Source organism: Burkholderia sp. PR2, assembly GCF_052372875.1.
GTDB classification, from domain to species: Bacteria; Pseudomonadota; Gammaproteobacteria; order Burkholderiales; family Burkholderiaceae; genus Burkholderia; species Burkholderia diffusa.
In genome coordinates this window covers 2,069,034-2,095,196 of record NZ_JBQRWH010000001.1, presented here as the reverse complement: position 1 = coordinate 2,095,196, position 26,163 = coordinate 2,069,034, and the positions used below count along the sequence as shown (strand labels likewise).

The following is a 26,163-nucleotide window of genomic DNA, read 5'->3' as shown; positions in this document are numbered from 1 at the left end:
AACAATCCGGCTCGCAAACCGCGAGCCGGATTTTTGTGCTGTGCGCGAATCGGTGTCGCGTCACACGCTCGGATCGACATTCGCCTCGAGTTCGCGAATGCGCGCGTCATTGCGCGTGTCCTTGAGCATCGGCGGCCCGGCGAAGGTCGTGCGCACACCGAAGCCGTACCAGATGACCATCAGTACTGCCACGAACGCGACGAGCACGTAGAGCACCTTCTCGTTCGGCGGCTGGATGCCGACGTACGCGAGCACGCAGGCGCCCACCAGCGCGAGCAGCGCGCACGGCTTCGACCAGATGCCCAGCCGGAACGGGCCCATTTCGGTCCACGTGCGCCCTTCGGCGAGCATCCCCGAGCCGATCGGCATCGCATACGAGATGAACAGGAACACGGCACTGCCCGCGCTCAACACCGAGAACGCGTCGCCGTACAGCGTGACGACGATTGCAAGCACCGCGCAGGTCCAGATCGCGGGCCCGGGCGTCCGATGATTGTGATTCACGCTGCGCAGCAGCTTCGACGCCGGCAGCCCGCCGTCGCGCGCGAACGCATACATCATGCGCGAGGTCGACATGATCGCGGCGAGCCCGCACACGTAGTTGATGAAGAACATCGCGAGCTCGAGGCACACGCGCAACGTCTTCGGAATCGGCGCGAGGATGGCTTCGAAGAAGCCGGTGCCCTGCTTCATCGCGGCGGTCAGGTCCGGCATGACCAGCACGAACGTGCACACCATCACGTAGCCGAACGCCGCGGACCAGAACACCGAGCCGATGATGCCGCGCGGCACGTTCTTCGCCGCGTCGTGCGTTTCTTCCGACGTGTGCGCGGATGCGTCGAAACCCGTGATCGTGTAGGTCACCAGCAGCAGGCCGGACAGGAACGCGAGCGGCATGCTCTGTTTCGGCCAGGCGCTGCCGTCGACGTGCGTGTAATTGGTGAAGGTGACGAGCCGATGCAGGTCGAACGCGACCGGTGAGTAGACCAGGAGCGACACGACCAGCGCGATCGTCACGACGAAGATCAGGTAGCCGGACAGGTCGGTGATCTTGCTCGCGATCCTGATGCCGCGTGCGTTCAGGATCGCCTGCGACAGGGTGATGACCGCGATGAACGCGGTCTGATGCCACCATGTCAGGCTGTCCGGACTGACGCCGAACATCGGTGCGATCAGCGTCTTGAAGAACGGATCGTAGGTGCCGAAGTTGATCGCTGCGATCACGAAGATCAGGCCGATCAGGTTGAGCCATGCCGTCATCCACCCCCATTTCTTCCCGCCGAGGATGGCGCCCCAGTGATAGAGGCCGCCGGCGGTCGGAAACGCGGACGCGATCTGCGACATCGATACCGCCACGATCAGCGCGAACAGCGAGCCGAGCGGCCAGCCGAGGCCGATCGATGCGCCGCCGGCCGCGGAAAACGCCAGCTGAAACGCCGTGATGCCGCCCGACAGAATGCAGATCACCGAAAACGACACGGCGAAGTTCGAGAAGCCGTTCATGCGTCTCGACAGCTCCTGCGCGTATCCCATCTTGTGGAGAAGGCTTACGTCACTGTCGGTGCCCAAGTCAGGCTGGATTTTCGCGTCCATGTTCGCTCCGTCACGAATGTCCTGCATGGCAGGACCGTCATCGCTGCCCGGGCCCGGCACGGCGGCCCGCTCCTGGAATTCGTCGGCGGCACGCGACGTCATGGGTGAATGACGAGTCGCTTTCCGGTCCGATGCGGGAACGTTATGAAGCCAAATCTCGCGGCGCTATCGGATTTCGGCAATGCACCTGAAACTCCGGGCGGATGCACCGTTCGGAGGCATCGCATGCCGGGTTGAAGTTTTGTAAGAAATCCGTACGGATCGCGGATGGTCCGCGCTTGTCGAACCTCGATACCAGGGGAAAAAGCGCCCGCTGGAGTGGCGTCAACCCGCGTGGCGAAGCGGGTTGACGGAAGATGCGGCTTCAGGAGACGGGCCGATGGATGCGGAACGGCGCAGTATCGAATTCATCCCGGTCACCGAATGGTACGGGACGCCCGCGCGACGCTTCACGATCCTGTTCAGCGTGAACATTCAGGTGACGGTGCTCGTGCCCGCGCGATCGCGCACCGTGCCGTCGGCTTCGTGCGCGAACGCGGGCGATGCCCGGTTACATACGGGTTGCGCTCAGACCGTTGCGGTCCGCCGCGCCGTCAGGCGATTCCACAGCATCCCGGCGCGGCTCCCGCTGCGGCAATACGCGAGCACCGGCTTCGGCAGCGCATCGACCAGCGCGCCGAACGCATCGACTTCCGCATCGCCGATCCGGTCGCGTTCGACCGGCAGATAGCGCGCGTCGAGGCCGAGTTCGCGCGCGGCGGCGGCGATTTCCTCGAATGCCGGCTGATCGGCGCTTTCGCCGTCCGGCCGGTTGCAGATCACCGCGCGAAAGCCTGCGTTGCGAATCGCCTTCAGGTCCGCCGGCGTGATCTGTCGCGATGCGGTGAACCCGGTCGCCGCCGCGTCACGGCATTGCTCGAGCGCGCGCGCGAAACACGCGATCGCGAAATCGACGTCCTGCTCCGTCGTGAAGCGGCCAAAGCTGATGCGCACCGTGCGGCCCGCGGCTTCGGCGTCGAGGCCGATCGCGGTCAACACGTGGGACGGCGCGCCGCTGGTCGAGTTGCACGCGGAGGTCGACGACACGGCGAGCGAATCGCCGAGCATGAACGGGAAGAAGCCCGGCACGTTGACCGTGAGGCTCAACGTGTGCGGGATGCGGCGTGCCGCCGCCGCGTTGTGCGTGATGCCGCCGAGCGCGAGCAGCGCGTCCTTCAGGCGTGCGCTGAGCGCCGCGATCCGCACGGCTTCGCGCTCGAGTTTTTCCGCGGCCAGCTCGCAGGCGGTGCCCATGCCGACGATCTGGTGCGTCGCGAGCGTGCCCGAGCGCAGGCCGCGCTCGTGTCTGCCGCCGTGGATCTGCGGCGCGATAAGGTCGGCGATCTCGCGGCGGACGAACAGCGCGCCGATGCCCTTGGGGCCATACACCTTGTGCGCGGACATCGACAGCAGATCGATGCCGAGCGCGCGCACGTCGATCGGTGTCTTGCCGAGCGCCTGCGCGGCGTCGACGTGCAGCAGCGCGCCGGCCGCATGCACGATGCGCGAGATCGCGCCGATGTCGGTCAGCGTGCCGAGTTCGTTGTTGACGAGCATCAGCGACACCAGGCCCGTGTCGGGGCCGATCGCCGCGGCCACGGCGTCGACGGTGATTTCGCCGTCGGCGGTGGGCGACAGGTAGGTCGCGGTCATGCCGCGCTTCGACAGGTTCGCCATCGTGTCGAGGATGGCCTTGTGTTCGATGCGGCTCGTGATCAGGTGGCGCTTGTCGGTCGCGGTCTCCGCATAGCCTTTCAGCGCGAGGTTGTTCGATTCGGTGGCGCCCGACGTCCAGACGATCTCGTCGGCATCCGCGCCGATCAGCGCGGCGACCTGCGCGCGTGCGTGCTCGACCTTTTCCTTCGCCAGCCGGCCGGCAGCGTGCGAACTCGACGCGGGATTGCCGAAGATGCCGTCGGCGCCCAGGCAGGCCGTCATCGCTTCGATCACGCGGGGATCCGCGGGGGTGGTGGCCGCGTAGTCGAGGTAGTGCAGCGGGGTGGTATCGCTCATGTCCTTCTCTGGCTCTTTCTTTTCGTAACGGGAGAAATGATACGAGGAGGAGCGGGGAAAAAGGATCCAAAATGGGTTGGCTCTTCGCTGATGCGTGGAAAAATATTCCATCGACGTTGATTTAAGTGGAATCGTCTCCTGTTGTCTCCTGGTGGCACCCGGCAACGATCCGCCGATGTCCATGAGGGATTCCCCCGGTGACGCACGCATTCGCGCCGTTTCGTCCGTGCCGCCGCACGTTCCGCGCCTCCGGCTGACGCCTCCCGCACCGATGCCCCGATTATTTGCGTTTCGCGAATGGCGCGTTCGCCGGATGTTCCATACCCGATCTGCGTGCGCGCACCTATCGTTCGGGCGTCGGCTGATTGAATTCGACGCCTGCAACCGGAAAGGCGGCCGCCACTTCCTCGCGACGCACGTCGCATCGCACACACAAGACAACGGACCTGGCTCATGCACGGACGCCCCCGGCGCGTGCAGGCGGACCGGTCCACGGAGACGGACATGAAAGCAAACGAGTGGGATACCTCCTATGAGTGGAAGGCGGTGACGCTGCTGGCGCTCGGTTTCGGGCTGGTCGGCCTCGACCGCTGGCTCATCGCGCCGCTGTTCCCTTCGATCATGAAGGACCTGCACCTGACCGCGCAGGACGTCGGCAACTGCATCGGCGTGCTCGGCCTGTCGTGGGGCATCTTCGCGGCGCTGATGGGCGGCGTTTCCGACAAGGTCGGCCGCCGCAAGGTCCTGATCCCGGCGATCATCGCGTTCTCGCTGCTGTCGGGCTTCTCGGGGCTCGCGGGCGGGCTGCTCGGCCTGATCGCGATTCGCGGGCTGATGGGCGTCGCCGAAGGCTCGTTCTGCCCGACCAGCTTCGCGGCCACCGCCGACGCGTCGCATCCGCGGCGGCGCGGCCTGAACCTCGGGCTGCAGCAAAGCGGCTTCGCGCTGTTCGGGCTCGCGCTGTCGCCGATCATCGCGACGCAGCTGCTCAACGTCGTGTCGTGGCGCTGGGTGTTCGCGCTCGTGGCGATTCCCGGGCTGATCCTCGGCGCGATCATGTTCTTCGTGATCCGCGAACCGAAGCGCGCGAGGGAGGTGGTGTCGGAACACGCGCCGGCGTCGCTCGGCCATGTGCTGAAGAGCCGCAACATCCTCGTCGCGATGGGTGCGCTGTGCTGTGCGATGACCGGCGTGTTCGTGCTCGGCGCGCTGCTGCCGCTGTACCTGACGGATTACCTTGGGCTCGGCACGCAGAAGATGGGCCTCGTGGTGTCGGCGATCGGCTTCGGCGGCTTTCTCGGGCAGTTCGGGCTGCCGGGCCTGTCCGACCTCGTGGGCCGTCGCCTCGCGAGCATCGTCGGTTTCGCCGGCACGGCGGTGATGCTCTACCTGTTCCGCGGGCTGGGTCCGCAACCGCTCGTGCTGTTCGCGGTGCTGTTCGTCGCATCGTTCTTCACGCTCGGGCTGGTGTCGCTGCTGTCGGGCCCCGTGGCGACCGAAGCCGCGCCCGTCGGCCTCGTTTCGACGTCGATCGGCGTGGTGGTCGGTTGCGGCGAGATCTTCGGCGGCGGCATCGCACCGGCGATGGGCGGCTACGTTGCCGCACACTTCGGGATCCAGAATATTCTGTGGCTGCCGATGGGGGCAGTGCTGCTCGGCATCGTGGTCAGCTTGCTGCTGCGGGAAACCGCGCCGGCCGTGCTGCAGCGTCGCGTGGGCTTGCAGCCGGAGCTGTCGGCAGGCAAGCAGCCGTAACGTACCCTCGGTCATGCTCGTGCCAGGCTGTCGGCGGGATTGACACCCGCCAGGTGACAGTGTGACGCGTTCGGCATGACCCAACCGGCCGGCAGGTGCGGTTAGACTGCCGGTTTCGCTTTCGGAAAGGGCGCGGTATGGACCGGTTTCTGAGCATCGAAGCATTCGTCAGGGTTGCGGAGGCGAGCAGTTTTGCGGAAGCGGCGCGACAGCTTGGGGTCACCAGTTCGGTCGTGACGAACCGCATCCAGCAGCTGGAGAAGTTCGTCAACGCGCCGCTGTTCCATCGCAGCACGCGCCACGTGCGCCTGTCCGAAGTCGGCGAGACCTTCTACCGCGAATGCGCCGAGGTGGTCGGGCGCGTCAACGAGCTGACCGACCAGATGCGCGAACTGCGCGCGACGCCGACTGGGCGGCTGCGTATCCAGATGCTGCCCGGTTTCGCGCTCGATCACTTCGGCGTGCCGCTCGCCGAATTCAATCGCCGCTACCCGGGCATTCAGCTCGACATCATCGTCAATGACCGTGTCGTGGACCCTGTCGAAGAAGGGTTCGACATCGCGTTCCAGATCTTCCCGCCGATATCCGAGTCGCTGATCGAGCGGCGCCTGTTCGTGGTGCGACGCCTTTTCTGCGCGTCGCCGGCCTATCTCGAAGCGCATGGTGCGCCACAACATCCGCGCGAATTGCTGCAGCACACCACGGCGCTGTATTCCGGCTATCCGTCGCGCAACCGCTGGACCCTGACGCGCGGCGACGAGGTCGTCGAGATGGAGTTGCCCGGCATGATCCGCTCGAACTCCGTGCATCTGCTGCGCGAGTATGCGCTGACGGGCGGCGGTGTCGTCTGCCTGCCCACGCTGGTTGCGAGCGACGCGCTCGTCGCGGGCCGGCTGGTGCCCATCCTCACCGATTTCCAGATCGCGCCGCTGAGCTTTGCCGCCGTTTATCCCGCAACGCAGCGACAGGCGTTGAAGGTAAAGGCGCTGGTCGAATTCCTCGTCGAATACATCGGCGACGAGTCGCCGTGGGACCGTCCACTGCTGGAGCGCGGCTGGGTTCGCTGAACGAAGCGATTATTCGCGAATCGCAAATGCCGTAGTCGCGCTCCGTTGCCTTGTTGAGGGGCGCCCTTGCCCCTAGAGTTGAATCCAACAAGCGGTTCAACTCAGGAGACAGCAATGACCGACGCGGCATTCCATACCGTCTTTGGCTCGTTCGACAGCCATACCAAGGGCGAGATCGAAATCACCAGCGGCAGCGCAAAACACTACGCCTTCTCGAACGTATTCGAGATCGCATCGAAGTCGGCTCCCTACGAAAAGGTCGTCGCCGGCAAGAACCTCGAATACGTGATCGAAGTGCTGCGGACCGACGGCCAGTCGCCTTGGTTCGCGTGCGCGCACGACGAGTTCGCGATCCAGATGGATGGCGAAGTCCGCATCGAATTCATCAAGCTCGACAACCCGCCGACCACCGGCCGCGGCACCGTGAGCGCCGGCACGCAGCCGGCGGGCCGCGAGATGGGCTACGTCGTCCTGCGCAAGGGGCATCAGGCACTGCTGCCGGCCGGCTGCGCGTATCGCTTCGCCGCCGGCAAGCCGGGCGTCGCGCTCGTGCAGACCGTGCTCGGCGAGCTGTCCGTCGAGAAGTGGGCCGACATCTGCCTGCGCTGATCCATCCGACTGCCCCATTCAAACATTCCAGGAGACACGTTATGGCCACCCTCGAGACCCTCGATCTTTCCGCTGGCTTTGCCGCCGATCTGGTGCAGGCCACGGAACCCGATGCCGTCACCGGTTACCGCCGCTTCCGGCTCGGCGAGTTCGCGTTCCAGCGCGACGAGTACTTCGTGAAAATCAGCTGGCCTGCGAAAGGCCGCACGCGCACGCATGCGATGCCCGCGGACGCGTTCCTGCGCGCGATGATGCGTGACGTCGCATGGGGTTTCTTCTACGGCTGGGTGAACTTCGATCACGTGTTCGGCACGCGCAATCACTACGGCAAGGTCGACGTCTATGCGGGCACGTTCAACGGGATCCTGAAGGAAGCCGGCGTCGACTACACCGAGACGTTCGAAACACCGACGATCATGGCGACCTTCAAGGCCATGCTGCACGACTGGACCAACGAAGGCTTCGATCCGTTCGCCGCACCCGAGGAAACCGGCACGGCATTCGGCCGCAAGCACGGCGAGAACGGCGCGGCGATCGAACGCACGCGCATCGCGACGCGCCGCATGCCGGGCCTCGAAGGCGACTCGCCGCTGCGCGACGATCTGCCGGTCAACCGCGCGTTCCTCGACGTCGGCCAGGACGAGCCTGAAGTGCACGTGAAGCCGGGCTTCGAAGGCGAACTGCACGCGTTCAACCTGTTCAAGTACCTGTCGCGTTCGGACGTGACGTGGAATCCGTCGGTCACGTCCGTGTGCGGGCGCAGCCTGTTCTGCCCGACCACCGAGGAATTCATCCTGCCGGTGTTCCACGGCAACGACCGCGTCGAATGGTTCCTTCAGTTGTCCGACGAAATCGTATGGGACATCGGCGACAAGAACACCGGCGCGCCGCGCGCGCGCATCACGATGCGGGCCGGCGACATCTGCGCGATGCCCGCCGACATCCGCCACCAGGGCTATTCGACGAAGCGCTCGATGCTGCTGGTCTGGGAAAACGCGACGCCGGACCTGCCGCAGCGATACGAGAGCGGCGAGCTGGCGCCGTATCCGATCGAGTTTTAAGCCGCACTTCAGCAAAAAATCGAGGACGATTCATGCAAACCCAACTCTTCATCGACGGCCGCTTCGTTGACGCCGTCGAGCGCGGCACGATCGACGTGCTCAATCCGCACGACGGCTCGCTGATCACGAAGATCGCCGCCGCCACCGCGGTGGACGTGGATCTGGCGGTCGAAGCCGCGACCCGGGCGTTCCCGGCGTGGTCGGCCATGGCGGCGGCCGAGCGCGGCCGGTTGCTGCTGCGCCTCGCCGACGCGATCGAAGCCAACGCCGAGGAACTCGCGCAGCTGGAATCGCTGGACACCGGCCACCCGATCCGCGATTCGCGCGCGCTCGACGTGCCGCGCACGGCAGCCTGCTTCCGCTACTTCGGCGGCATGGCCGACAAGCTGCAGGGCTCGGTGATTCCCGTCGAAACCGGCTTCCTGAACTATGTGCAGCGCGCGCCGGTCGGCGTCGTCGGCCAGATCGTGCCGTGGAATTTCCCGCTGATGTTCACGAGCTGGAAGATGGGGCCGGCGCTGGCGGCAGGCAACACGGTCGTGCTCAAGCCATCGGAGATCACGCCGCTGTCGACGCTGCGCATCGTCGAACTGATGGCCGAAGTCGGGTTCCCCGCAGGTGTCGTCAATATCGTCCCCGGCTACGGTCATACGGCCGGCCAGCGGCTCGCCGAGCACCCCGGGGTCGGGAAGATCGCGTTCACCGGTTCGACGGCAACGGGCCGCCGGATCGTCGACGCCTCGCAGGGCAACCTGAAGCGCGTGCAGCTGGAACTGGGCGGCAAGGGCGCGAACATCGTCTTCGACGATGCGAACCTCGATGCCGCCATCAACGGCGCCGCGTGGGCGATCTTCCACAACCAGGGGCAGGCGTGCATCGCGGGTTCGCGCCTCGTGTTGCATGAGCGCATCGCCGACGAATTCCTCGAGCGCTTCGTGTCGCTGGCTTCGTCGATCCGCGTCGGCAACCCGCTGGACCCGGACACCGAGATGGGCCCGCTGACGTCGAAGCAGCACCTCGATCGCGTGCTGTCGTTCGTCGACGTCGCGCGCGAGCAGGGCGGCCACGTGCTCGCGGGCGGCAGTGCGCCGCAGGATGCCGCACTCGCCAACGGCTACTACGTGCGCCCGACCGTCATCGAAGCGAAGCATGCCACCGATCGCGTCGCGCAGGAGGAAGTGTTCGGCCCGTTCGTCACCGTGCTGCGCTTCGGCACCGACGAGGAAGCGCTGTCGATCGCCAACGCAACCGAATACGGGCTCGGCAGCGGCCTGTGGACCAACGATCTTTCCCGCGCACACAAGATGGCGTCGCAGATCGACGCGGGCATGTGCTGGATCAACTGCTACAAGCGCGTCAATCCGGGCAGCCCGTTCGGCGGTGTCGGCAAGTCGGGCTACGGCCGCGAGATGGGCTTCGAGGCGATGCACGACTACACGGAAGCGCGCTCGGTGTGGGTCAACGTCGACGGCAAGGTGCCGCCGCACTTCAAGCGTTGAGGCCGGGATGGAGCGCTTCGTCTATCAGGGAACGCCGTCCCGCGTCGTGTTCGAATGGGGCGCGCTCGAACGGTTGCCGGACGAGTTGTCCGCGCTCGGCGCGCAGCGGGCGCTGATTCTGTCGACGCCGGAACAGCAGCCGCTCGCCGAACGGGTCAGGGGCGTGCTCGGCGAGCGCGCGGCCGGCGTATGCGCGCAGGCCGTGATGCACGTGCCGGTCGAAGTCGCGCGTGCCGCACGCGAGATGGCCGCCGAACTGGGCGCGGACTGCTGCATCGCGATTGGCGGCGGCTCGACGATCGGGCTCGGCAAGGCGATCGCGCTCGAGTCGTCGCTGCCGATCCTCGCCGTGCCGACGACTTACGCGGGCTCGGAGATGACGCCGATCTTCGGGCTCACGGAAGGCCGGCTGAAGCGCACCGGGCGCGATCCGCGCGTGCTGCCGCGGACGGTGCTCTATGATCCGTCCCTGACGCTGTCGCTGCCGCCGGGGATTTCGGCGGCGTCGGGCGTCAATGCGATGGCGCACGCGGTCGAAGCGCTCTACGCGGAAGATGCGAACCCGGTGATCAGCCTGATGGCCGAGGAGTCGATCCGTGCGCTCGGAGAGGCACTGCCCGCGATCGTTCGCGCGCCCGACGACCGCGAGATGCGCAGCCGCGCGTTGTATGGCGCTTGGCTCGCCGGCACGTGTCTCGGCGCGGTCGGCATGGCGTTGCACCACAAGCTGTGTCATACGCTCGGCGGCACCTTCAACCTGCCGCATGCGCAGACGCACGCCGCGATGTTGCCGCATACCGCCCACTACAACCATGCCGCGGCGCCCGACGCGCTGCGCCGTGTCGCGCGGGCGCTGGGCGGCACCGACGCGGCCGACGCCGGCCCGCTGTTGTTCCGGTTGAATCGGCAACTGGGCCTGTCGGCGGCGCTTGCAGACATCGGGATGCCGGAAGCGGGCCTCGACGAAGCCGCCGACCTCGCGTGCCGGAATCCGTATGCGAACCCGCGGCCGATCGAACGTGCGCCGATTCGCGAATTGCTTCAGCATGCGTGGGAAGGGCGCGAGCCGCATTGAGCGGCCGGCTGCATCACAGGAGACGAACGTGACGAATGACCATCATGATGACGGCGATACGCGGCTGACCGAGCAGGTCGTCGCCAGCTTCGACGGTACGTCGAACCCGCGCTTGCGCGTGCTGATGCAGAGCCTCGTGCGGCATCTGCACGCGTTCGTGCGCGAGACGGAGCTGACCGAGGCCGAGTGGATGGCCGCGATTCGCTTCATGACCGAAACCGGGCAGATGTGCGACGACGTCGTGCGCCAGGAATTCATCCTGCTGTCGGACACGCTGGGCGTGTCGATGCTGGTCGATGCGATCAATCATCGCTTCGCCACCGGCGCGACGGAAACGACCGTATTCGGCCCGTTCTACATAGAAGGCATGCCCGAGCGCGCGTATGGCGAGAACATGGCGTTCACGCCCGGCACGCCCGTCGTCGTGCATGGCCGCGTGCGCAACACCGACGGCGCGCCGGTGCGCGACGCCGTGCTCGACGTGTGGCAGACCGCGGAGAACGGCATGTATTCCGGGCAGGACAAGGCGCAGCCGCACGGCAATCTGCGCGGCCGCTACCGGACCGATGCCGAAGGCCGTTATGCGATCACGACGATTCTGCCGGTCAGCTACCCGATTCCGACCGACGGCCCGGTCGGGAAGATGCTCGATGCCACCGGCCGTCATCCGTGGCGGCCCGCGCATCTGCACTTCATGATCGACGCGCCCGGCTACCGCAAGCTCGTCACGCATCTGTTCGACGAGGAGGACGCGTATCTGAACTCGGATGCCGTCTTCGGCGTGAAGCCGTCGCTGATGGTTGCCTATCGTCCGCGTGCGGCGGGCGATGAACTCGCGCGCCGGGTCGGATTGAGCGGCGCATACCGCGAAGCGACGTACGACTTCGTGCTCGACCGGAACTGACCAACATGGCGCGATTCTTTGCAGTGTTTGCGACGGACCAGCCCGGGATGCGCGAAGTGCGCGACCGCGTGCGGTCCACGCATCGGACCTATCTTCGCGCCGCCGCGCAGCACGGCGTGTATGTGCGGCTCGGCGGGCCGACGCTCGATCCGCAGGGCGATGCGATGAACGGCACGCTGCTCGTCGTCGAGGCGGACGACATCGATGCGGTGATGCAGTTCGTCGGCAACGATCCGTACGTGAAAGAAGGGCTGTTCTCGCGGGTGGAGGTTCGACCGTGGGACTGGAGCCTTGGCAATCCCGAGCGGAGAGCGTGAGTCATGGGTGGTGCGCAACTCTGCCGCTTTTCCGATGTGCCGGATGGCGGGGCACGGGTCGTCGACGAAGCGTGCATCGGGCGTCCTGTCATCGTCGTGCGGCGTGGAGAACAGGTGTGGGCTTACGTGAACCGTTGCCCACATTTCTCGGTTCCGCTCGACTTCGTGCCGGGCAACGTTTCCTGTTACCGATCCCAGGTGCTGATGTGTGCGCATCACAGCGCGCTGTTCAGGTTCGACGATGGCGTGTGTATCGACGGACCGTGTTCGGGTGCCGGGCTGGAAGCCGTGGCTGTCGAGGTGGATTCGGCGGCGTGGGTGATCTGTCGGGGCGCTTGATCCGGAAGGTCGGATTGCCCAGCGGAAATCGGTCCGTGCGGTAATCGCATCACGCGGGATGAAATGGAGAATGAGCGGGACTTCATTCGTTCAATTCAATCAGTAAAGCTAATCGAATACCAGTTTTTCCGACCTGGATGAATGCGAAGCCGGGCCGGGGAAGTCGTTGTTTCACGAAGCATCGGGCGAGTACCCGCGAGACAGTGGGCGACCGGTTCGCATTGATAGAAAAAGACGGAGACACAATGAAACTGAGGTTTGGAGCAGTCGCGATGCTTGTCATCGCGCAGGGTGCATACGCGCAGAGCAGCGTGACCATGTTCGGTCTGATCGACAGCGGCATCTCGTATGTCAGCAACGAGGCTGGTGGAAAGAACGTCAAGTTCGACGACGGCATCTTCACGCCGAACCTGTTCGGCTTGCGCGGCACGGAGGATCTCGGTGGCGGATATCACGCAACGTTCGCGCTCGTGAACCAGTTCTCGATGGCGAACGGCAGCATCGTCGGGACCGGACTCTTCGGGCGTAACGCATACGTGGGCATCGAGAGCGACCGGTTCGGCGGCGTCAGGCTGGGTAATCAGTATGACTTCATGGTGGATTCCCTGTTTGCGAAGGGGAACGCGATCTCGATGGATCTTACGGGGCTGTACGGGTTCAGGAATGGCCCGTTCCAGCGTCTCGCGCTGCCGGGTAATCCGACCGGCGCATTCGACTGGGACCGCACTGCGGGCAGCAAGCCGGTCGCGAATTCGGTCAAATACAGCTCGCCGACGATTGCCGGGTTTTCCGGGGGCGTGATGTATGCGTTCGGCGGTGTGGCCGGTTCCGTCGGCGCGGACAATACCGTGAGTGCCGGGCTGAACTACGAAGCCGGGGCGTTCGGTGTCGGTGCGGCCTATACGAACGAGAAGTATGGTCCGGCGCCCGGCACACCGTCGACCAGTGTGCGCAACTGGGGCGTCGGGATGCACTATGACTTCGGCGCGGTCACCGCGAAGGCGCTGCTGACCACCGTACGCAATTCGTTCAACGACGCAGGCGTGTGGATGGCCGAAGCGGGTGGGGTGTGGCGCATCCGGCCGGATGTCTTTCTCGGCGCGAAGTACATGTACATGAAGGGCAACGAAGCTGTGAACGACAACCACGCGCATCAGGTCAGCGTCGCGTTTCAATACCTGTTGACGAAACGGACGATGGTTTATGTGTCCGCGGATTATCAGCGCGCGAACAGTGGGGCGAACGCGCAGATCAACGGCGTGCTCGATCCGAACGGGGCGTCGAGTTCAGCGAGTCAGGCCGTGGCGCGCGTCGGGGTGCATACGATGTTTTGACGGGTTGCGGGGCGGAACACGCATCGAGGTCCGCCCCGCACCGGACTATCTCGCAGCGGACGCCGCCTCCTTGGCTTTGTCCTGCTCCGCCGCGAGTGCCGCATCTGCCGCCTGCGCGCGCTGGATGGCCGGGCGAGCCAGCACGCGATCGATATAGGCGCGAATGCGCGGCGTCTCGGGCACCAGCTTGAACATCGTGGTCCAGTTCAGCGCAGAGCCCCACAGCACATCTGCCGCCGTGAAGCGCTCGCCCAGCAGCCAGGGCCCCTGTGCCAGTTGCGCGTCGATCGCGTTGATGACGGCATCGAAGTCGCCGTAGGGTGACGTCGAGTAAGCCGCGGGCGGACGATTCATCGAGCGGTCGACGATGGCCGGCTCGAAGCACGAGCCATAGAACGTCATCCAGCGCAGGTACGGGCCGCGCAGTGAATCGCCCGGCGCCGGCGACAGGCCGGCTTCCGGATACAGTTCCGCCGCGTACATGTAGACGGCGGCCTGCTCGGTCACGATCACGTCGCCGTGACGCAGTGCGGGCACCTTGCCCATCGGGTTGATGCGGAGGTATTCGGCGTCGTGATGTTTGCCTGCGGAGAGGTCGAACGCGTGCAGTTCGTAGTCGGCGCTCAGTTCCTCGAGCAGCATCCGCGCGCCGGCCGATCGGCTGCGCGGCGAGTGGTACAGGGTCAGGTGACGGTCTTGCGGCATCGCGGGCTCCGGTGTGCGTTCGGGACAAGTATTCCAATGTAGGACGGCCGCGCGGCTTCGTCTTGGAAAAATCCGCTGTGGCGGTGCATCATCACGCCGTCACCTCAACGGTTCGTCACCATGGCCGACTTGCGTAACGTGACCGAGACGCCCAAAGGCGTCGTCGGCCCGAAAGCCTTCAATCAGCGCTTCCGGCTGAATCGCTATTACCCGTGTGCCGAACTGGCCGGGGTGCTGGATCACCACTGGATCGTCGAATGGGATCTGCGCGACCAGCCGCCGTATGTGCAGCGCACGCTGCCGTATCCGTGCGTCAATCTGGTGTTCGACCGGCGGCAGACGGGGATCTTCGGTGTGGTGTCGGGGGCGTTCGAGACGACGCTGGCCGGCGCCGGGAGGGTGATGGGCTCGAGGTTTCGGCCGGGGGCGTTCCGGGCGTTCTTCGGCAAGCCCGTGCATTTGTCGACAGACAAGGTGCTTCCCGTGTCGACGCTGCTCGATTGTGGCGATGCGCAAGCCGAAGACGCCGTGCTCGGTGCCGAAGCGGATGCCGGGATGGTGGCCGCCGCGGAGGCGTTGCTGTTGCGGGTGCTGCCGCCGGCCGATCCGCAGGTCGAGCGCATTCATGCCATTTTGCAGATGCTGCAGCAGGACCTCGGGCTCACGCAGGTGCGCGATCTGGCCGAGCGCGCGGGGTTGAGCGAGCGCACGCTGCAGCAACTGTTTTCCAACTATGTGGGCGTGTCGCCGAAGTGGGTGATTTGTCGTTATCGCCTGCATGAGGCTGCGGACAAACTCGCCGGCGGCGAGCCGGTCGATCTCGCGGAACTGGCTCAGGCGTTGGGGTATTTCGACCAGGCGCATTTCACGCGCGATTTTCGGAAAATGGTGGGGAAGGCGCCGGCGGAGTATCGGCGGGGGGATGGGCGGGGATGAGGGGCAGGCTCTTGATCGGCGACCGCACCATGGGTAATTTCGAACCGTGGATGCGCTGCCGGTCATTCCACCCTATAGTGCTCGTCGTTGACCGATCTGCGAAAAAATCAGGAGTTCGCCGTGCTTCACATCAAATCCGAGTTGCGTCGTTCGAACTTCGCGTGGGTCGTCGCCTTGGCGATGATGCTGGCGCCAGTGGCGGCGCATGCGGAGGCGGAGGCTGTCGACGGCACGGCGCGCATCGCGCCCGTTGCCGATCACGAGACCTCGCCCAGCCGGCCGATTGTCGGCGACGATCCGGTTGCAATCCGGGATGCGCTGAAGAAGCAGCACGTCAGCGCCGCCACGCCGTCCTTGAGTGCACGGGTTCGCGGCCTGGTCTCCAGCGCCACCGATCGGCATGGCCCGAACCCCGACCTTGCAGCCGTCGATCTCGATCGTGACGTAACGTTCGTGGTGCCGGTGCGGTACGGGCTGAGGTACCGGTCGCAGCAGCGCCTGCTGACGCTGGACGTCGACCTGTTCGACGCGGAGCGCGACGACCGGACGAGCATCCTGCTCAGAAAGCTCACGACGGGGCCGCGAGGACGAGGGCTCGTGATTGCACCCGAAGCGAAGGCAAAAGGGTATATCCAGCAGGTCGACATCATCGAACTCGAGTCCGGGCAAGGGAAAAAGACCACGGTTCGCAGCCGCATGCGGCTTTCGCCCGCGGTGTACGCCCAAGCGCATGGCGACTTTGCGCTCGTGTTTTCCGGGCGCCTGGTTCGGCCTTACCTGACCGAACAAGTCGAACATGCCGAACCGAGCTTCGAGGAGCCCACCGACATTACGACCCGGATCTCCACGTTGCACATGGATCTCCAGTCCATCCGGCTGGTGAGCCCGTCGAGCGGTGTCGTGCTGTCGAAGAAGCTGAGTTTGTCGAAGTAGCGATTTTTTTTTGCGAGGCGATGATTCCGAATGGGCGCCGGCGTGGCCGTAGCGGTGGCAATTCGGATTAGAAGTCGTTACACATTGGTTGGTAGTCCGTCACGACGAAAAATTCTCAGCCACATCAACGAGTTGGCTCAAGCGTAAGCGCTTCTGGCTGCTCGTTGAACGGCGAAAACTGTCATGCGAATGAGGGAAGTGCAGAAATTTTCAACGTCTGGATTAGAAGCGCTTACGCGTGTCTGGCAAGGCTTCTCGGCCACCTCTGTTATTTTGTGGTTGCCGTGCTCGGCGGCCCGAAGTGGGTGGGTAGCGCTAGGCGGGGATGTTGTCGTAGATTTTGAGCTGCTCTGCTTCTCGAGCTGGCTTTGGGTCTTTAACTGAAGTAACGGACTCGATGTCTGCAATGTACTCGGGTGGGAGCTGAACTGCGCGAGCGCCGAACAGCACGTGATACTTGTACCAGTGGTAAGGACTCAGCCCGGGGCTCTTCTTGGTCACGAACTAGGTGGCCGCCCGCATGACGCCGAGGTCAGTCGGCAACTCAATCTCATGGCGGTCGTAACCTTTCCCGGCGGCCTCAGCATCGTCCAAGGCAGGTTGCTCGCCGACATCTATCGCGAAGACCACGCCCCAGACACGATGGTTGGCTACCCCAGTGTGCTCGCAATCGCATTTGCTCGAGCCATCGATGGACACCTTATCGAACGTCTGCCGGTAACCATCGAGATACCCGTTTGCAATGCGCCGGAAGGACTTAACGCGCACGGCCAAGCGCGGCTCGCTCATGTTCGACCCGTACGCAAAGTAAGCGAACTCATTCGGTTGTAGCATGTGTTCCCCGTGTCAGTAAGCAACGGGCCGGTGAGCCCTAAGCCTCGCGTCGGGCCGCCGCCTGTTGCTGGATGCGCTCCCGAACATCGTCCAGCGTTGGTCGAATAGTTCGTGCTCAATCCGACCTCGATTACATTTCTCAGGCCGCTGCTGCCTTACCATCGTTGCTTTCTGAAGGCGCATCGACGTCCACGCCTGACGCGGCGTCTCTGGCGCCTCGATACTTCCTTGCGGTGCGGCCGCTCTTGTCGTCAGGTAGGTGGAAAAGCACTACGGCGACATGTCGAAGCTCACACTCCAAACCACTCGCCACGTGCGTGTGGAATGAGTTGAAGGCGAGTCCGGGCCGGCGTTTGCAATCCTCCACCCTGAAATTTTCCAGCTTCACAGTCGTTTCATTTGCGACGCTCGAAGCCGCTTCCATCCACTCCTTTAACAACTGAGCGGCACGCGGGCGGAGCGTGTATGCAATCAAGCCGGCGCGAGCAAACAAAGGGTTAGCTGTGCGATACCGGGTTGTAAGTTGCAGGAAGCGCTGTCGTCCGGAGACAGTGCCGAGGCACTGCAACCGTATGCTGCCGAACTGCGCGAGGTGGACCAGCTCCTCGCTGCGGTCGCCGCGAGCACGCACCGTGCGGCAGGGGTACTAAAGGAGCGGATGGATGTGGCTCTATGGAATGTTCTGACCGAGGAAACGGGTCTCAAGCGCGGGGACGTGTTCGAGCAGACTTACGAAAGAACCGGCTATGTCGCGCGCGTGCATCTCGATGAAATTGCGCTGCGGGAGCCCAATAAGGTTACGACCTTGGAGGTCACTTCGCTGATACTCAGCGGGCCGCTCGTGAATGCGAAGGGGCAGTTGCTGAAACGAGCCGAGGCCGTTTTCATCGACAATTTCGACGCAATCGCACACCTGCCGTGCGTTACACGGCCAGCCGAAGCGACGTTTATTGATTAGGGAGGCAAACAGTCGAATAGCGGCAGCGTCGTCTCAACGTCGAAGCGAAGCGCCAAGGACGCGACGCTGCGACATTCGGACCACACTAGGCCGTTACTGTTGAAACTTTTTAACGCCGAAGTGATGCATCGAGGATGCGATGCTGCAACGTTCGGGTTACACGAAACCGCTCCTGTCGATACGTTCAAAGCATTGCCGGTGCTCCGAGTTACGGACGACTGCGCGTCACTGCCCGCTCCATTTCGCGTCGTGGGCAATGGTCCGGGACGTTATATCAACGACGGGTTTGTTGCCGCTCGCAACGATGCGTACGTCGTCATCGAGGACTGCCGGCTACTGCGCGCCTGAACGACACGTATGCGTGTTCGCTACCGCCATGCACGCAGTGTCTTCCAAAGCAGAATGAGTCCGATAATGCCAAGGACCAAGCCCCCGGCAGGACACAAAAACCACGCCTACCAAAGCCAAGCGTAGTGCTCCTGCCCGCTCTTGAACGATAGCGGAGGTAACGCAATCAGGGTTACACGTTCCCCTGTCAATGACGGGTCGACGTCCGCAATCGTGAAAGAGATATCGTTTTTGCCCGGAACTGCCCTGATTCTCGGCGCTCCTGGTGCCGGCCAATTCCACGCCCCCTTCGGCAGTGGACCGATTTGTTGTCAGTTCTCGTCTGATTTCAGTTTCCGTATAACCGCTTGCCGGCATTGCCTCCAGTTCGACTGCGGGCCCTCCGTTAATAGAAACCGTGGCGGAGATGTGCTTGCCTGGATTGGGAAATATCAGTTCCCCAGGGTGTCCGTTGAGTGTTCGGTAGCGGCCCAGAGCATCTTCCCGGTGGTCGAGTGGATTACGGCGAAACCACATTTCGAAACTTTCCGAATGGCCCCGGAGGCTCGTCACTTCGAAGTGGATATTGCTGTGCGGCTGCAAGACGATTGTGACCTTGCTAGGCTCGGTTGCGACTACCCATAGAGCGCAATACAACGACAGCAGCACGCTGGCCGTAAGCCAGGCTGCCCACACACGCATGAGATTCGTGTTCATTGCCATAGCGGTTAACCTTGCCGCAAAGCGGGCTCGCAGACGAGCGGCAGACCTTCAAATTTCATGTGGCTGGGCGAGGCTACTGCGCCGGCATGAACGCGCCGTTTTGCGGGTTGACGTAGCCGCCGGCGACCCGCGGGTAGAACTCACCGTTTTGCGGATTGATAACGCCGCCGGCGGCCGGCGACAGGTACTGCCCGGTCTGCACGTCGATGGCCCCTTGCGGGATGGGAGGTGGCGCGTTCACGTATGCCGGCGGCGGGTTGCCGTACGCTTGGCGGACGCGTCGATGCTTTTTCGGCTTGGGCGGCACCGGAGTGCCCCAGTTGTATGTCTCGACGGTCTGCGCCTGACCGCTCCATTGGGCGTGTGCGACGATGCTGGCGCCCGCCAGCAAGACGATGGCGATTGTTCGTTTCATGATGCTCCCCGATTCCCCGTAGCGGGTGAAGCTAACGTAGCACCGGCTGGAGTGACCCACCACGCGGGACTTCACCATTCGGGTCGCGCCGGAGAAGCGAGAAGACCGCCCGGCGCCAAGCTGAGCTGCCGTCAATACTGCGCGCGCTCGGTCAGCCCGAGGTCCAGCAGCACCAGCTGCTCGATGCGGCCCGGCTTGTGCGGCAAGTCCGCTTCCGCCGCCGCGGCCTCAAGCCGCATTCCCCGGGGCGATATAACGCAGACTGTCAACAATTTCGGCGGAGTTCAAGTACGCCGACGGAGCTGGGCCGCGACGCGGGGAAAAAAGTTAAATAGTCTGTTATTTCTGACAGTCTTCTTCTCTTGACGGTAATGTTTGCCATAAAAAATCGAGTAACTCAGCATGGTTGTGGGGAGGTCGATTTGGGAAGCATTTTGTAGAATCGTGCACGTGGGATATTGCTCATGCCATACAGGTGCCTTGCGGGCCGGTCAGACAGTGTCATCCCGAACGGCGCCAGAATCGGACCGCTGTTTGTTCTAGCTTTGAGCGAGGCAAAAAATACCAGAACTGCCATGGCCAGATTCGAATCCGCAGAATCGGGAAATCTTGCCGGGTCTCTGGGCTTCTGTTTTAACGTTTGTTATGAAACAAGGTTGGTCACTGTGGCAAAATCTCGTCAGGCAATTCCACCTCTCTCAATTTATATTCATTTTCATTTCCTGAGGAGATATTCGATATGGGTAGGTTGCCCAATTCGTTGATGCTCGACGCAGGTATCGAGCAGACGAACCGGACGCTCATCCTGGACACTCCCCTCGGGGCGAAAGTGCTGTTGCCGCAGCGCGTTATCGGCGAATCGCGTATGGGCCGCGATTTCGACCTCGCGGTCGACGTTGTCTCCAGGGAGTCTGCGCTCCAGCTGAAGAAGCTGATGGCGCAACCCGTCACGCTATGGGTACGTCAAGCCGACGAGTCGTATCTTCCGTGGCACGGCTACGTCTATGCGACGCGGCGCCTCGGAGCGGATGGGGGGCTCACTTACTATCAGCTCTCGTTTTCATCATGGATGCGCTTTCTGCAGTACCGGAAGGACGCACGCATCTTTCAGGACCTGACGACCGCCGACATCCTGGCTGAAGTGTTCAACGGCCATTCGCAGGCACGGGGGCACTTCCGGGTCGATGTGAAAGACCCGGGTGCGGTTCGGTCGTATTGCACCCAGTACGAAACTGACCACAATTTTGCCCATCGGTTGATGGAGTCGGAGGGTTGGTTCACATATATCGAGCATGCTGAGGACGGCAAGTCGCATACGGTCGTTGTGACCGATGACCTCTTCAAGTGCAAGGCGCTTGCTACCCAGCAGGTATCGTTCTATCGCGGCGACCGGGATGGTCAAGCTGGTACGCTCGTCGAATGGAGCAGCGAGCGCACGACGCAAAGCGTCGGCTACGCGTTCAGCACGGCCGATTACAAGCGTCCGTCGCGCGCTTTGCAGCGGGCGGGCCGTTCCCCGGCCGACCAAGGCGATATCCCTCAGCAGCTAGAGATGTACGAATACGCCGGCCACTACAGCTTCCCGGTTACTGGCGAATCATATGACCGTGGAGAGCGCGCGGTGCGGGTCCGTCTCGAAGAATTGGCCTCACGCAGCAAACGTTTTCATGGAGCGGGCAGCGTGTCGTGCATGGACGCTGGCCGGTGGTTCGCACTGGAAGACCACCCCGAACACGATGGCGACAAGCCAGAAGACCGCGAGTTCGCGATTCTCGGTGTGCGTTGGGCTATCCAGAACAATCTGCCGCTGGGCAACAGCCGTCCATTTCCGGGTAGCCTGCAGCGGCGCCTGTCACGTCTGCGTGCAGAGTACAAGGACCAGCAAGCCGCATTCGTGTCCAAAGACCGATTGGGCAATGAAAGCTTCGTGCTAGTCGAGATTGAGGCACAGCGTCGCTCCGTGCCTTTCCGCAGTCCGTTCGAGCACGCAAAGCCGGTCATGCACATGCAGACGGCCACTGTCGTCGGACCGGCGAGCGAGGAGGTGTACACGGACGAGTTGAACCGCGTGAAGGTTCAAATGCACTGGGACCGTCTGGGCGGCAACAACGAGACATCATCGTGCTGGATGCGAGTGATACTGCCGCACGCAGGCAAAGGGTTCGGTGGTGTTTTTGTGCCGCGAATCGGTCAGGAGGTGGCGGTCAACTACCTCGACGGGGATTGCGACCGCCCGGTCGTGAGCGGTGTGCTCTTTCACTCCGTCAACGCGCCGCATTGGCATTCGAACGGCCTGCTGTCCGGTTTCAAGTCCCAGGAGTACAGCGGTCAAGGCTTCAATCAACTCGTTTTCGACGATTCCACCTCGCAGAACCGGGCGCAGCTCTATAGCTCGACAGCGAATTCGTATCTGCACGTCGGCTATCTCATCGACCACAACGGCAATACGCGCGGCAACTACCTTGGGACGGGCTTCGAGCTGAAGACTGAGGCGTCAGGCGCTCTGCGGGCCGGACACGGGCTCTACGTGTCGACCTATGCCCGTGGCGGTGCATCGAGTCAGCCGCTGGATGTGAAGGAAGCCACGCAACACCTTATCGATTCGAGCGGCGTGATTCAGCATCGCTCGCTTGCAGCAGCCGACGGCAAGGCTGAGACCCTGGACGACGCCCAGGATGCGATTAAGGACTTCGCCGCGGCCACGCAGAGCGATGTGCAGGGCAATATGGCGGGGGGGCGGACAGCGGGCGGAGGCACTGGAAGCGCCAACGCGTTTTCGCAGCCTGTCATGCTGCTCGCGAGTCCGGCAGACATGGGCCTGTCGACGCAGAAGTCGTTCCACGCAGCAGCGACCCAGCACGTCAATCTGGTCAGCGGCGAGAGCACTTACGTTTCGGCGGCCAGGTCGTGGATTGCCAGCGTGGGCGAGAAATTGAGCTTCTTCGTGCAGAACGCCGGTATCAAGCTGTTTGCCGGCAAGGGCAAGGTCGAAGTGCAGGCACAGTCGGACAACATCGAAATCACGGCTGACAAGACGGTGAAGGTCGTTTCCACCGCAGATGCCGTCAACGTGCTGGCCGAGAAGGAAATCACGCTGAGCGCCGGCGGTGCCACCATTCGTATCGCCGGGGGCAATATCTACGTCCATGCACCGGGTACGGTCGAGGTCAAGGGCAGTCCCCTCGTCTTCGATGGCCCGGCGGGCGACAATGCGTCGGCACAGCTCGCGTCTTCGAAGTCGTGCGCCCAGCAGTTTGCCGCCGCCGCGCAGGCCGGCTCGGCGCTCGTGTAGGGCGGTTGGTATGGTTCATTACGTCATCGTTGAGGCTGTCAACGGGAAGCTCGAGCTGTCCGGAGTGCCCCCGGTCTATGGAGTCGGTGAGTTGGTTCCCGCAGCGCGTCCCGAGCTCGAGGGTGTGGCTCCCATACTGTACTGTGCCGAGCATCCCGAACTGCAATTGCCCGCGTTGAGGGAGCGTGCCGAGTCGGACCTGGAGAGCGGCTTGCCGCCGGTCGTTTGCGCCATTGTCGAATGCGGCAAGGCAACGGGCCGGCTGCAGCAACATCTGGCAGGCCGGTTGATACTGCAGGCGCCGACTTCGGGCGATGCGGTTTTCCGCTACTACGACCCGCGCGTGTTTCCCCACCTGCGCCGCATCCTGAAGGCCGAGCAGATGGGCGCGCTTCTGGGGCCGGTTGCATCCTGGACGTACCTCGACCTCATAAGCGGCTGGACGGTGGTCAACGGCGTAACCGAACCGGAAGCAGCCTTCGTCGTTACGGCAGACCAGCACGCACGAATCGCGCGCATCGAACTGGTTCAGCGCGCGCTTGATGTGCTCCGGGGCAACGGTACGGTGCCTCGTCCCGATATGCCGGCGTTGCTCGATGCGCAGCTTGCAAAAGGCGAAGCCCATGGACTCGCCGGCGGGGACCTGCTTGCTTTTGCACTTCATGGCACACTCGTTTCCCCCTACTTCGACCGTCACCCGCGTATTCGGGCCGTTCTGCAGGCGCCGCAGAAAGGCCCGTATGCTGAAGCGGTCGCGAACTGGAGCGCAGCAGACTGGGAAACGATTGCGCGCGAGAGCATCCAATATCAATAAACAAGCCCGAGTGGCGGCACGAGAGAGATAGAGAATGGCACTCGACACAAATTTTGCGAGCATTTCCCAGCTCACGCAGTCCGCGATGCAGACAAGCTCGCGTGCGCCGAATTCATGCAACATGTGCAAGAAGAAGGGATTGCCGATTCTGCCCGTCCGCTACGGGGTCGTGGCCAACTCGAAGGCTCACAGCTCTGCTGGCGCGATGTCGCTCATGGGCGGCAAGTTTGGCGACGGCGTCGTCGGCATTGCGCTTAAGAAGGCGAAGTACGTGCTGCGCACTCTGCGCTACGGTTACGTGTATATCTTCTATCCAAAAACACAGCGGTGGCAGATATATGCCGTTACGGCGGAAGGATACTTGTACGACTATCCGGTCGGCATCAAGCTCGACCGTAGCTTCGAGAAACCGTTTAGCTGCCATCAACCCGGGCACGCGCAACTGGCCCAGTGCATCACCATCGAAGACGCCGAACATGCCGGGACCGTGTGTCTGGCGTTCAGCGACGAGCTTTGGACGCAGAAAGTCCGCGACACCTACGCGAAGAACTTCATGGGTTGTCGTGACAAGCGGATGCAGAAGTTCGATGCGACCGCCTGGTACAACGGAAGCATGAACCAGCCGCACGCGGATAGCCTGGACCATCTCGAGGGGCTGCTGGGCGAATACAAGGGAGGTAGTCCCGATGCGCTCCTCACCGGTTGCTTTCCGTACCATGACCGTGCTGGGCAGCAGCCGGCCCTGAAAAAGGCGATGGATTCCATCCTGCCGGACAAGGGTTTGTTCTTTGCGTTGTGGGACCCGGTTGGTATCACGCAGGAACTCAATTTCGAGCAGCGCGTCGCTTTCGGCGCTGCGCTTGCGCCGCATGAACATGGCATTTGGGCTGCCAGTGCCATTGACGCGTTGCACAAGGCCGTTATTGCATCGGCGAAAGAGGACGTGGAACGTGGTGCCAGCATGCTGGAAGCGAATACCTATGAGGGCATGGGTCTCGGTGCACTTTTCGACGGTGGCAAGGCGCTGGAGAAGCAGCTCAAGAGCATTGAGGCAATGAAAGAGGCCGGGTTTGCAACCGCCGGGCCGGAGGCGTGGAAGCCCTATACGACCCACTATCGGCAGCAGGCCATCGTCGACTTTCGACAAAAGATGGCGCAGGCGATGAAGTCGGAGCAGACGAGCACGCTGATACCACTGTCTCAAGACCATCAGGCGTGGCTGTCCAGTCCAGCGTTGCTGAATGTTTTCGAGTCGGATTACGAGTCGGGAAGCTGGCGATGCGGGCTGAACTATATCAACACGTTTACGCGATGCATCGAAGGCTCGGCCGACCGCAAGGAAACTGTCGATGTGCTCGTCAAATGGGCTAAGGGCAACGTATCCGATACCCGCAATCCGCTGTTGCGGGCGTTCGTTCTGAATAGTCCAGTACTGGTCGAGAAGGTCAAAGAAGTCTCCAGTTATCCGTATATGGAGCTGAGGGAGTTTGTGGCGAAGCTCATCGAGTCATACAGCAAGATAGAGCAGGTGGAGGAGTCGAAGGAAAAGGGTATCAAGGTTGCTGTTGCGAAGGCGTTAGCGTGGCTTCTCCATGAGACAGGCGGGCCCGTGGCTGAAGCTATCAGCGCGAGTGTAGATACGGCTGCGGCCAAAGTGCTGTATGCGACTCTGTGCATGCGCACGAAACAGTTGTACGAGTTTAAGGCCGTATACGGTTCGGCAAACCAGTGGGTGAACTACATCGCCCGTCAGATGCAAGAAATGATGCCGGGCCGGCAGAAAATCAGCGTGCAGGACCTGAAAAAGCAGCTTCAGGACAAGGCCACCGTAGGTGGCGGCGCCGACCCGGAAATCAAGGCGAAGCAGTTCGTGCCAGTCGAAAGCCCGGCGACAGAGGCCGCTGCCCTGGCGAGCGTCAAGGCCAAACCTGGCTTCGAGAAGTTGGCCAGCGCGACGCTGACGCCCGACGTGGTCGAAACGATTTACATACCGAAATTTCGGCTCATGACGAAGGGGGAACCTGGGTTTGCGGGCATCGGAGCGATATTCAGTGCCATCAATCTTCGCTTTGCTCGGGAGGAATTGAAGAAGGCGAACCGGTTCAATCAATCGGAGGCCGGCATCAAGTTCAACAACGCCATTGGTGGACTCGTGGCGAGTGTTGCGCAATATGGCTCGGCTGCAATTGACACCTTCGGAAAGGCTGGGGTTCAGTTGGGTACAGGCTGGCTTCGACTAGAACGTTTCCTCAACGTCGCAGGGAAGTACGGCGGCGCGGTAGTTGGGCTCGTGTCTGCTGCGATTGACATCTATCATGCCGTGCAGGATTTCAAGGAAGGTAATGTGACGATGTTTATCCTGGATGCCGCATCAGCGGTTGTCGGTCTTGCTCTTGCTTACTCTGTCATATTCCTTTCGGCATCCGCTGCAGCGGTCGTGGCCCTGCCGCTTCTGCTTATTGCTGCCCTTATTGGTATCCTTATCAACTACTTCAAGGGTAAGGAAGTGGATGAGTGGCTTGAACGATGCTTTTTTGGGCTGAAAGAGGCCAAAGAGCGGTTTCCCACTCTGGCCGAAGACCAAAAGGCATTTTCGGCAATGCTTTCGTGATGGAGAAAAG

The 26,163-nt window shown here is 62.9% G+C and carries 21 protein-coding genes; 16 read left to right on the top strand and 5 right to left on the bottom strand.

Features of this window, described 5'->3' with window-relative positions; all coding sequences use genetic code 11:
• Positions 1 to 60 precede the first annotated feature (60 nt).
• Positions 61 to 1,593 (bottom strand): amino acid permease, encoded by a 1,533-nt coding sequence (locus ACT2FV_RS09170; protein ID WP_124906190.1) that lies wholly within the window; start codon positions 1,591 to 1,593, stop codon positions 61 to 63.
• Between the two features lie 567 nt (positions 1,594 to 2,160).
• A complete protein-coding gene (locus ACT2FV_RS09165; RefSeq protein ID WP_444503707.1) occupies positions 2,161 to 3,645 on the bottom strand; it encodes an aminotransferase class V-fold PLP-dependent enzyme in 1,485 nt (494 codons plus the stop codon).
• Between the two features lie 504 nt (positions 3,646 to 4,149).
• On the opposite strand from ACT2FV_RS09165, the gene ACT2FV_RS09160 reads away from it, so the two are divergent.
• From ACT2FV_RS09160 to ACT2FV_RS09115, 10 genes are all read left to right on the top strand, one after another.
• Complete coding sequence (locus ACT2FV_RS09160; RefSeq protein ID WP_444503706.1) at positions 4,150 to 5,400, top strand: MFS transporter; 1,251 nt, start codon at positions 4,150 to 4,152, stop codon at positions 5,398 to 5,400.
• A 137-nt stretch (positions 5,401 to 5,537) separates the two neighbouring features.
• Positions 5,538 to 6,467, top strand: a complete 930-nt coding sequence (locus ACT2FV_RS09155; RefSeq protein ID WP_059601009.1) for a LysR family transcriptional regulator — start codon at positions 5,538 to 5,540, stop codon at positions 6,465 to 6,467.
• A 114-nt stretch (positions 6,468 to 6,581) separates the two neighbouring features.
• Positions 6,582 to 7,076 carry a hydroxyquinol 1,2-dioxygenase gene (locus tag ACT2FV_RS09150; protein WP_444503705.1) on the top strand — a complete coding sequence of 165 codons (495 nt, stop codon included), beginning with the start codon at positions 6,582 to 6,584 and terminating at the stop codon, positions 7,074 to 7,076.
• 41 nt (positions 7,077 to 7,117) lie between these two features.
• Positions 7,118 to 8,137: a hydroxyquinol 1,2-dioxygenase gene (locus ACT2FV_RS09145; protein WP_444503704.1), complete on the top strand. Its 1,020-nt coding sequence runs from the start codon at positions 7,118 to 7,120 to the stop codon at positions 8,135 to 8,137.
• Between the two features lie 32 nt (positions 8,138 to 8,169).
• Positions 8,170 to 9,636, top strand: coding sequence for an aldehyde dehydrogenase family protein (locus ACT2FV_RS09140; protein WP_444503703.1), 1,467 nt, complete (start codon positions 8,170 to 8,172; stop codon positions 9,634 to 9,636).
• Between the two features lie 7 nt (positions 9,637 to 9,643).
• Entirely contained in the window at positions 9,644 to 10,711 is a 1,068-nt protein-coding gene (locus tag ACT2FV_RS09135; protein ID WP_059601017.1) for a maleylacetate reductase, read from the top strand.
• A gap of 28 nt (positions 10,712 to 10,739) precedes the next feature.
• Entirely contained in the window at positions 10,740 to 11,615 is an 876-nt protein-coding gene (locus ACT2FV_RS09130; RefSeq protein ID WP_444503702.1) for an intradiol ring-cleavage dioxygenase, read from the top strand.
• A gap of 5 nt (positions 11,616 to 11,620) precedes the next feature.
• Positions 11,621 to 11,932, top strand: coding sequence for a YciI family protein (locus tag ACT2FV_RS09125; RefSeq protein ID WP_059504020.1), 312 nt, complete (start codon positions 11,621 to 11,623; stop codon positions 11,930 to 11,932).
• 3 nt (positions 11,933 to 11,935) lie between these two features.
• Positions 11,936 to 12,271: a Rieske (2Fe-2S) protein gene (locus tag ACT2FV_RS09120; protein WP_444503701.1), complete on the top strand. Its 336-nt coding sequence runs from the start codon at positions 11,936 to 11,938 to the stop codon at positions 12,269 to 12,271.
• A 245-nt stretch (positions 12,272 to 12,516) separates the two neighbouring features.
• A complete protein-coding gene (locus tag ACT2FV_RS09115; RefSeq protein ID WP_151048273.1) occupies positions 12,517 to 13,605 on the top strand; it encodes a porin in 1,089 nt (362 codons plus the stop codon).
• 45 nt (positions 13,606 to 13,650) lie between these two features.
• On the opposite strand, the gene ACT2FV_RS09110 is transcribed toward ACT2FV_RS09115, so the two are convergent.
• Positions 13,651 to 14,310: a glutathione S-transferase family protein gene (locus ACT2FV_RS09110; RefSeq protein ID WP_059601027.1), complete on the bottom strand. Its 660-nt coding sequence runs from the start codon at positions 14,308 to 14,310 to the stop codon at positions 13,651 to 13,653.
• A gap of 120 nt (positions 14,311 to 14,430) precedes the next feature.
• On the opposite strand from ACT2FV_RS09110, the gene ACT2FV_RS09105 reads away from it, so the two are divergent.
• Together ACT2FV_RS09105 and ACT2FV_RS09100 are read left to right on the top strand one after the other, a co-directional pair.
• Positions 14,431 to 15,246 carry an AraC family transcriptional regulator gene (locus ACT2FV_RS09105; protein WP_444503700.1) on the top strand — a complete coding sequence of 272 codons (816 nt, stop codon included), beginning with the start codon at positions 14,431 to 14,433 and terminating at the stop codon, positions 15,244 to 15,246.
• A 120-nt stretch (positions 15,247 to 15,366) separates the two neighbouring features.
• Positions 15,367 to 16,179, top strand: a complete 813-nt coding sequence (locus ACT2FV_RS09100) for a hypothetical protein (protein WP_444503699.1) — start codon at positions 15,367 to 15,369, stop codon at positions 16,177 to 16,179.
• A gap of 504 nt (positions 16,180 to 16,683) precedes the next feature.
• Here ACT2FV_RS09100 and ACT2FV_RS09095 read toward each other — a convergent pair.
• Complete coding sequence (locus ACT2FV_RS09095) at positions 16,684 to 17,013, bottom strand: gamma-glutamylcyclotransferase family protein (protein ID WP_444503698.1); 330 nt, start codon at positions 17,011 to 17,013, stop codon at positions 16,684 to 16,686.
• Between the two features lie 523 nt (positions 17,014 to 17,536).
• Here ACT2FV_RS09095 and ACT2FV_RS09090 point away from each other — a divergent pair.
• Positions 17,537 to 17,971, top strand: a complete 435-nt coding sequence (locus ACT2FV_RS09090) for a hypothetical protein (protein WP_444503697.1) — start codon at positions 17,537 to 17,539, stop codon at positions 17,969 to 17,971.
• A gap of 1,123 nt (positions 17,972 to 19,094) precedes the next feature.
• Here ACT2FV_RS09090 and ACT2FV_RS09085 read toward each other — a convergent pair.
• Positions 19,095 to 19,436 (bottom strand): hypothetical protein, encoded by a 342-nt coding sequence (locus tag ACT2FV_RS09085; RefSeq protein WP_444503696.1) that lies wholly within the window; start codon positions 19,434 to 19,436, stop codon positions 19,095 to 19,097.
• A gap of 739 nt (positions 19,437 to 20,175) precedes the next feature.
• Here ACT2FV_RS09085 and ACT2FV_RS09080 point away from each other — a divergent pair.
• The 3 genes from ACT2FV_RS09080 to ACT2FV_RS09070 are packed head-to-tail and all read left to right on the top strand — an operon-like array spanning position 20,176 to position 26,153.
• Entirely contained in the window at positions 20,176 to 22,728 is a 2,553-nt protein-coding gene (locus ACT2FV_RS09080) for a type VI secretion system Vgr family protein (RefSeq protein WP_444503695.1), read from the top strand.
• Positions 22,729 to 22,738: 10 nt separating this feature from the next.
• Positions 22,739 to 23,542 carry a DUF4123 domain-containing protein gene (locus ACT2FV_RS09075; protein WP_444503694.1) on the top strand — a complete coding sequence of 268 codons (804 nt, stop codon included), beginning with the start codon at positions 22,739 to 22,741 and terminating at the stop codon, positions 23,540 to 23,542.
• 34 nt (positions 23,543 to 23,576) lie between these two features.
• A complete protein-coding gene (locus ACT2FV_RS09070; RefSeq protein ID WP_444503693.1) occupies positions 23,577 to 26,153 on the top strand; it encodes a T6SS effector BTH_I2691 family protein in 2,577 nt (858 codons plus the stop codon).
• The last annotated feature ends 10 nt before the right edge of the window (positions 26,154 to 26,163 follow it).

What these genes read in the sequence shown, in the direction of transcription:
- ACT2FV_RS09170 (WP_124906190.1), bottom strand. Translation starts at nt 1,593, where the DNA reads ATGGACGCGAAAATCCAGCCTGACTTGGGCACCGACAGTGACGTAAGC.
- ACT2FV_RS09165 (WP_444503707.1), bottom strand. Translation starts at nt 3,645, where the DNA reads ATGAGCGATACCACCCCGCTGCACTACCTCGACTACGCGGCCACCACC.
- ACT2FV_RS09160 (WP_444503706.1), top strand. Translation starts at nt 4,150, where the DNA reads ATGAAAGCAAACGAGTGGGATACCTCCTATGAGTGGAAGGCGGTGACG.
- ACT2FV_RS09155 (WP_059601009.1), top strand. Translation starts at nt 5,538, where the DNA reads ATGGACCGGTTTCTGAGCATCGAAGCATTCGTCAGGGTTGCGGAGGCG.
- ACT2FV_RS09150 (WP_444503705.1), top strand. Translation starts at nt 6,582, where the DNA reads ATGACCGACGCGGCATTCCATACCGTCTTTGGCTCGTTCGACAGCCAT.
- ACT2FV_RS09145 (WP_444503704.1), top strand. Translation starts at nt 7,118, where the DNA reads ATGGCCACCCTCGAGACCCTCGATCTTTCCGCTGGCTTTGCCGCCGAT.
- ACT2FV_RS09140 (WP_444503703.1), top strand. Translation starts at nt 8,170, where the DNA reads ATGCAAACCCAACTCTTCATCGACGGCCGCTTCGTTGACGCCGTCGAG.
- ACT2FV_RS09135 (WP_059601017.1), top strand. Translation starts at nt 9,644, where the DNA reads ATGGAGCGCTTCGTCTATCAGGGAACGCCGTCCCGCGTCGTGTTCGAA.
- ACT2FV_RS09125 (WP_059504020.1), top strand. Translation starts at nt 11,621, where the DNA reads ATGGCGCGATTCTTTGCAGTGTTTGCGACGGACCAGCCCGGGATGCGC.
- ACT2FV_RS09120 (WP_444503701.1), top strand. Translation starts at nt 11,936, where the DNA reads ATGGGTGGTGCGCAACTCTGCCGCTTTTCCGATGTGCCGGATGGCGGG.
- ACT2FV_RS09115 (WP_151048273.1), top strand. Translation starts at nt 12,517, where the DNA reads ATGAAACTGAGGTTTGGAGCAGTCGCGATGCTTGTCATCGCGCAGGGT.
- ACT2FV_RS09110 (WP_059601027.1), bottom strand. Translation starts at nt 14,310, where the DNA reads ATGCCGCAAGACCGTCACCTGACCCTGTACCACTCGCCGCGCAGCCGA.
- ACT2FV_RS09105 (WP_444503700.1), top strand. Translation starts at nt 14,431, where the DNA reads ATGGCCGACTTGCGTAACGTGACCGAGACGCCCAAAGGCGTCGTCGGC.
- ACT2FV_RS09095 (WP_444503698.1), bottom strand. Translation starts at nt 17,013, where the DNA reads ATGCTACAACCGAATGAGTTCGCTTACTTTGCGTACGGGTCGAACATG.
- ACT2FV_RS09085 (WP_444503696.1), bottom strand. Translation starts at nt 19,436, where the DNA reads ATGAAACGAACAATCGCCATCGTCTTGCTGGCGGGCGCCAGCATCGTC.
- ACT2FV_RS09080 (WP_444503695.1), top strand. Translation starts at nt 20,176, where the DNA reads ATGGGTAGGTTGCCCAATTCGTTGATGCTCGACGCAGGTATCGAGCAG.
- ACT2FV_RS09075 (WP_444503694.1), top strand. Translation starts at nt 22,739, where the DNA reads ATGGTTCATTACGTCATCGTTGAGGCTGTCAACGGGAAGCTCGAGCTG.
- ACT2FV_RS09070 (WP_444503693.1), top strand. Translation starts at nt 23,577, where the DNA reads ATGGCACTCGACACAAATTTTGCGAGCATTTCCCAGCTCACGCAGTCC.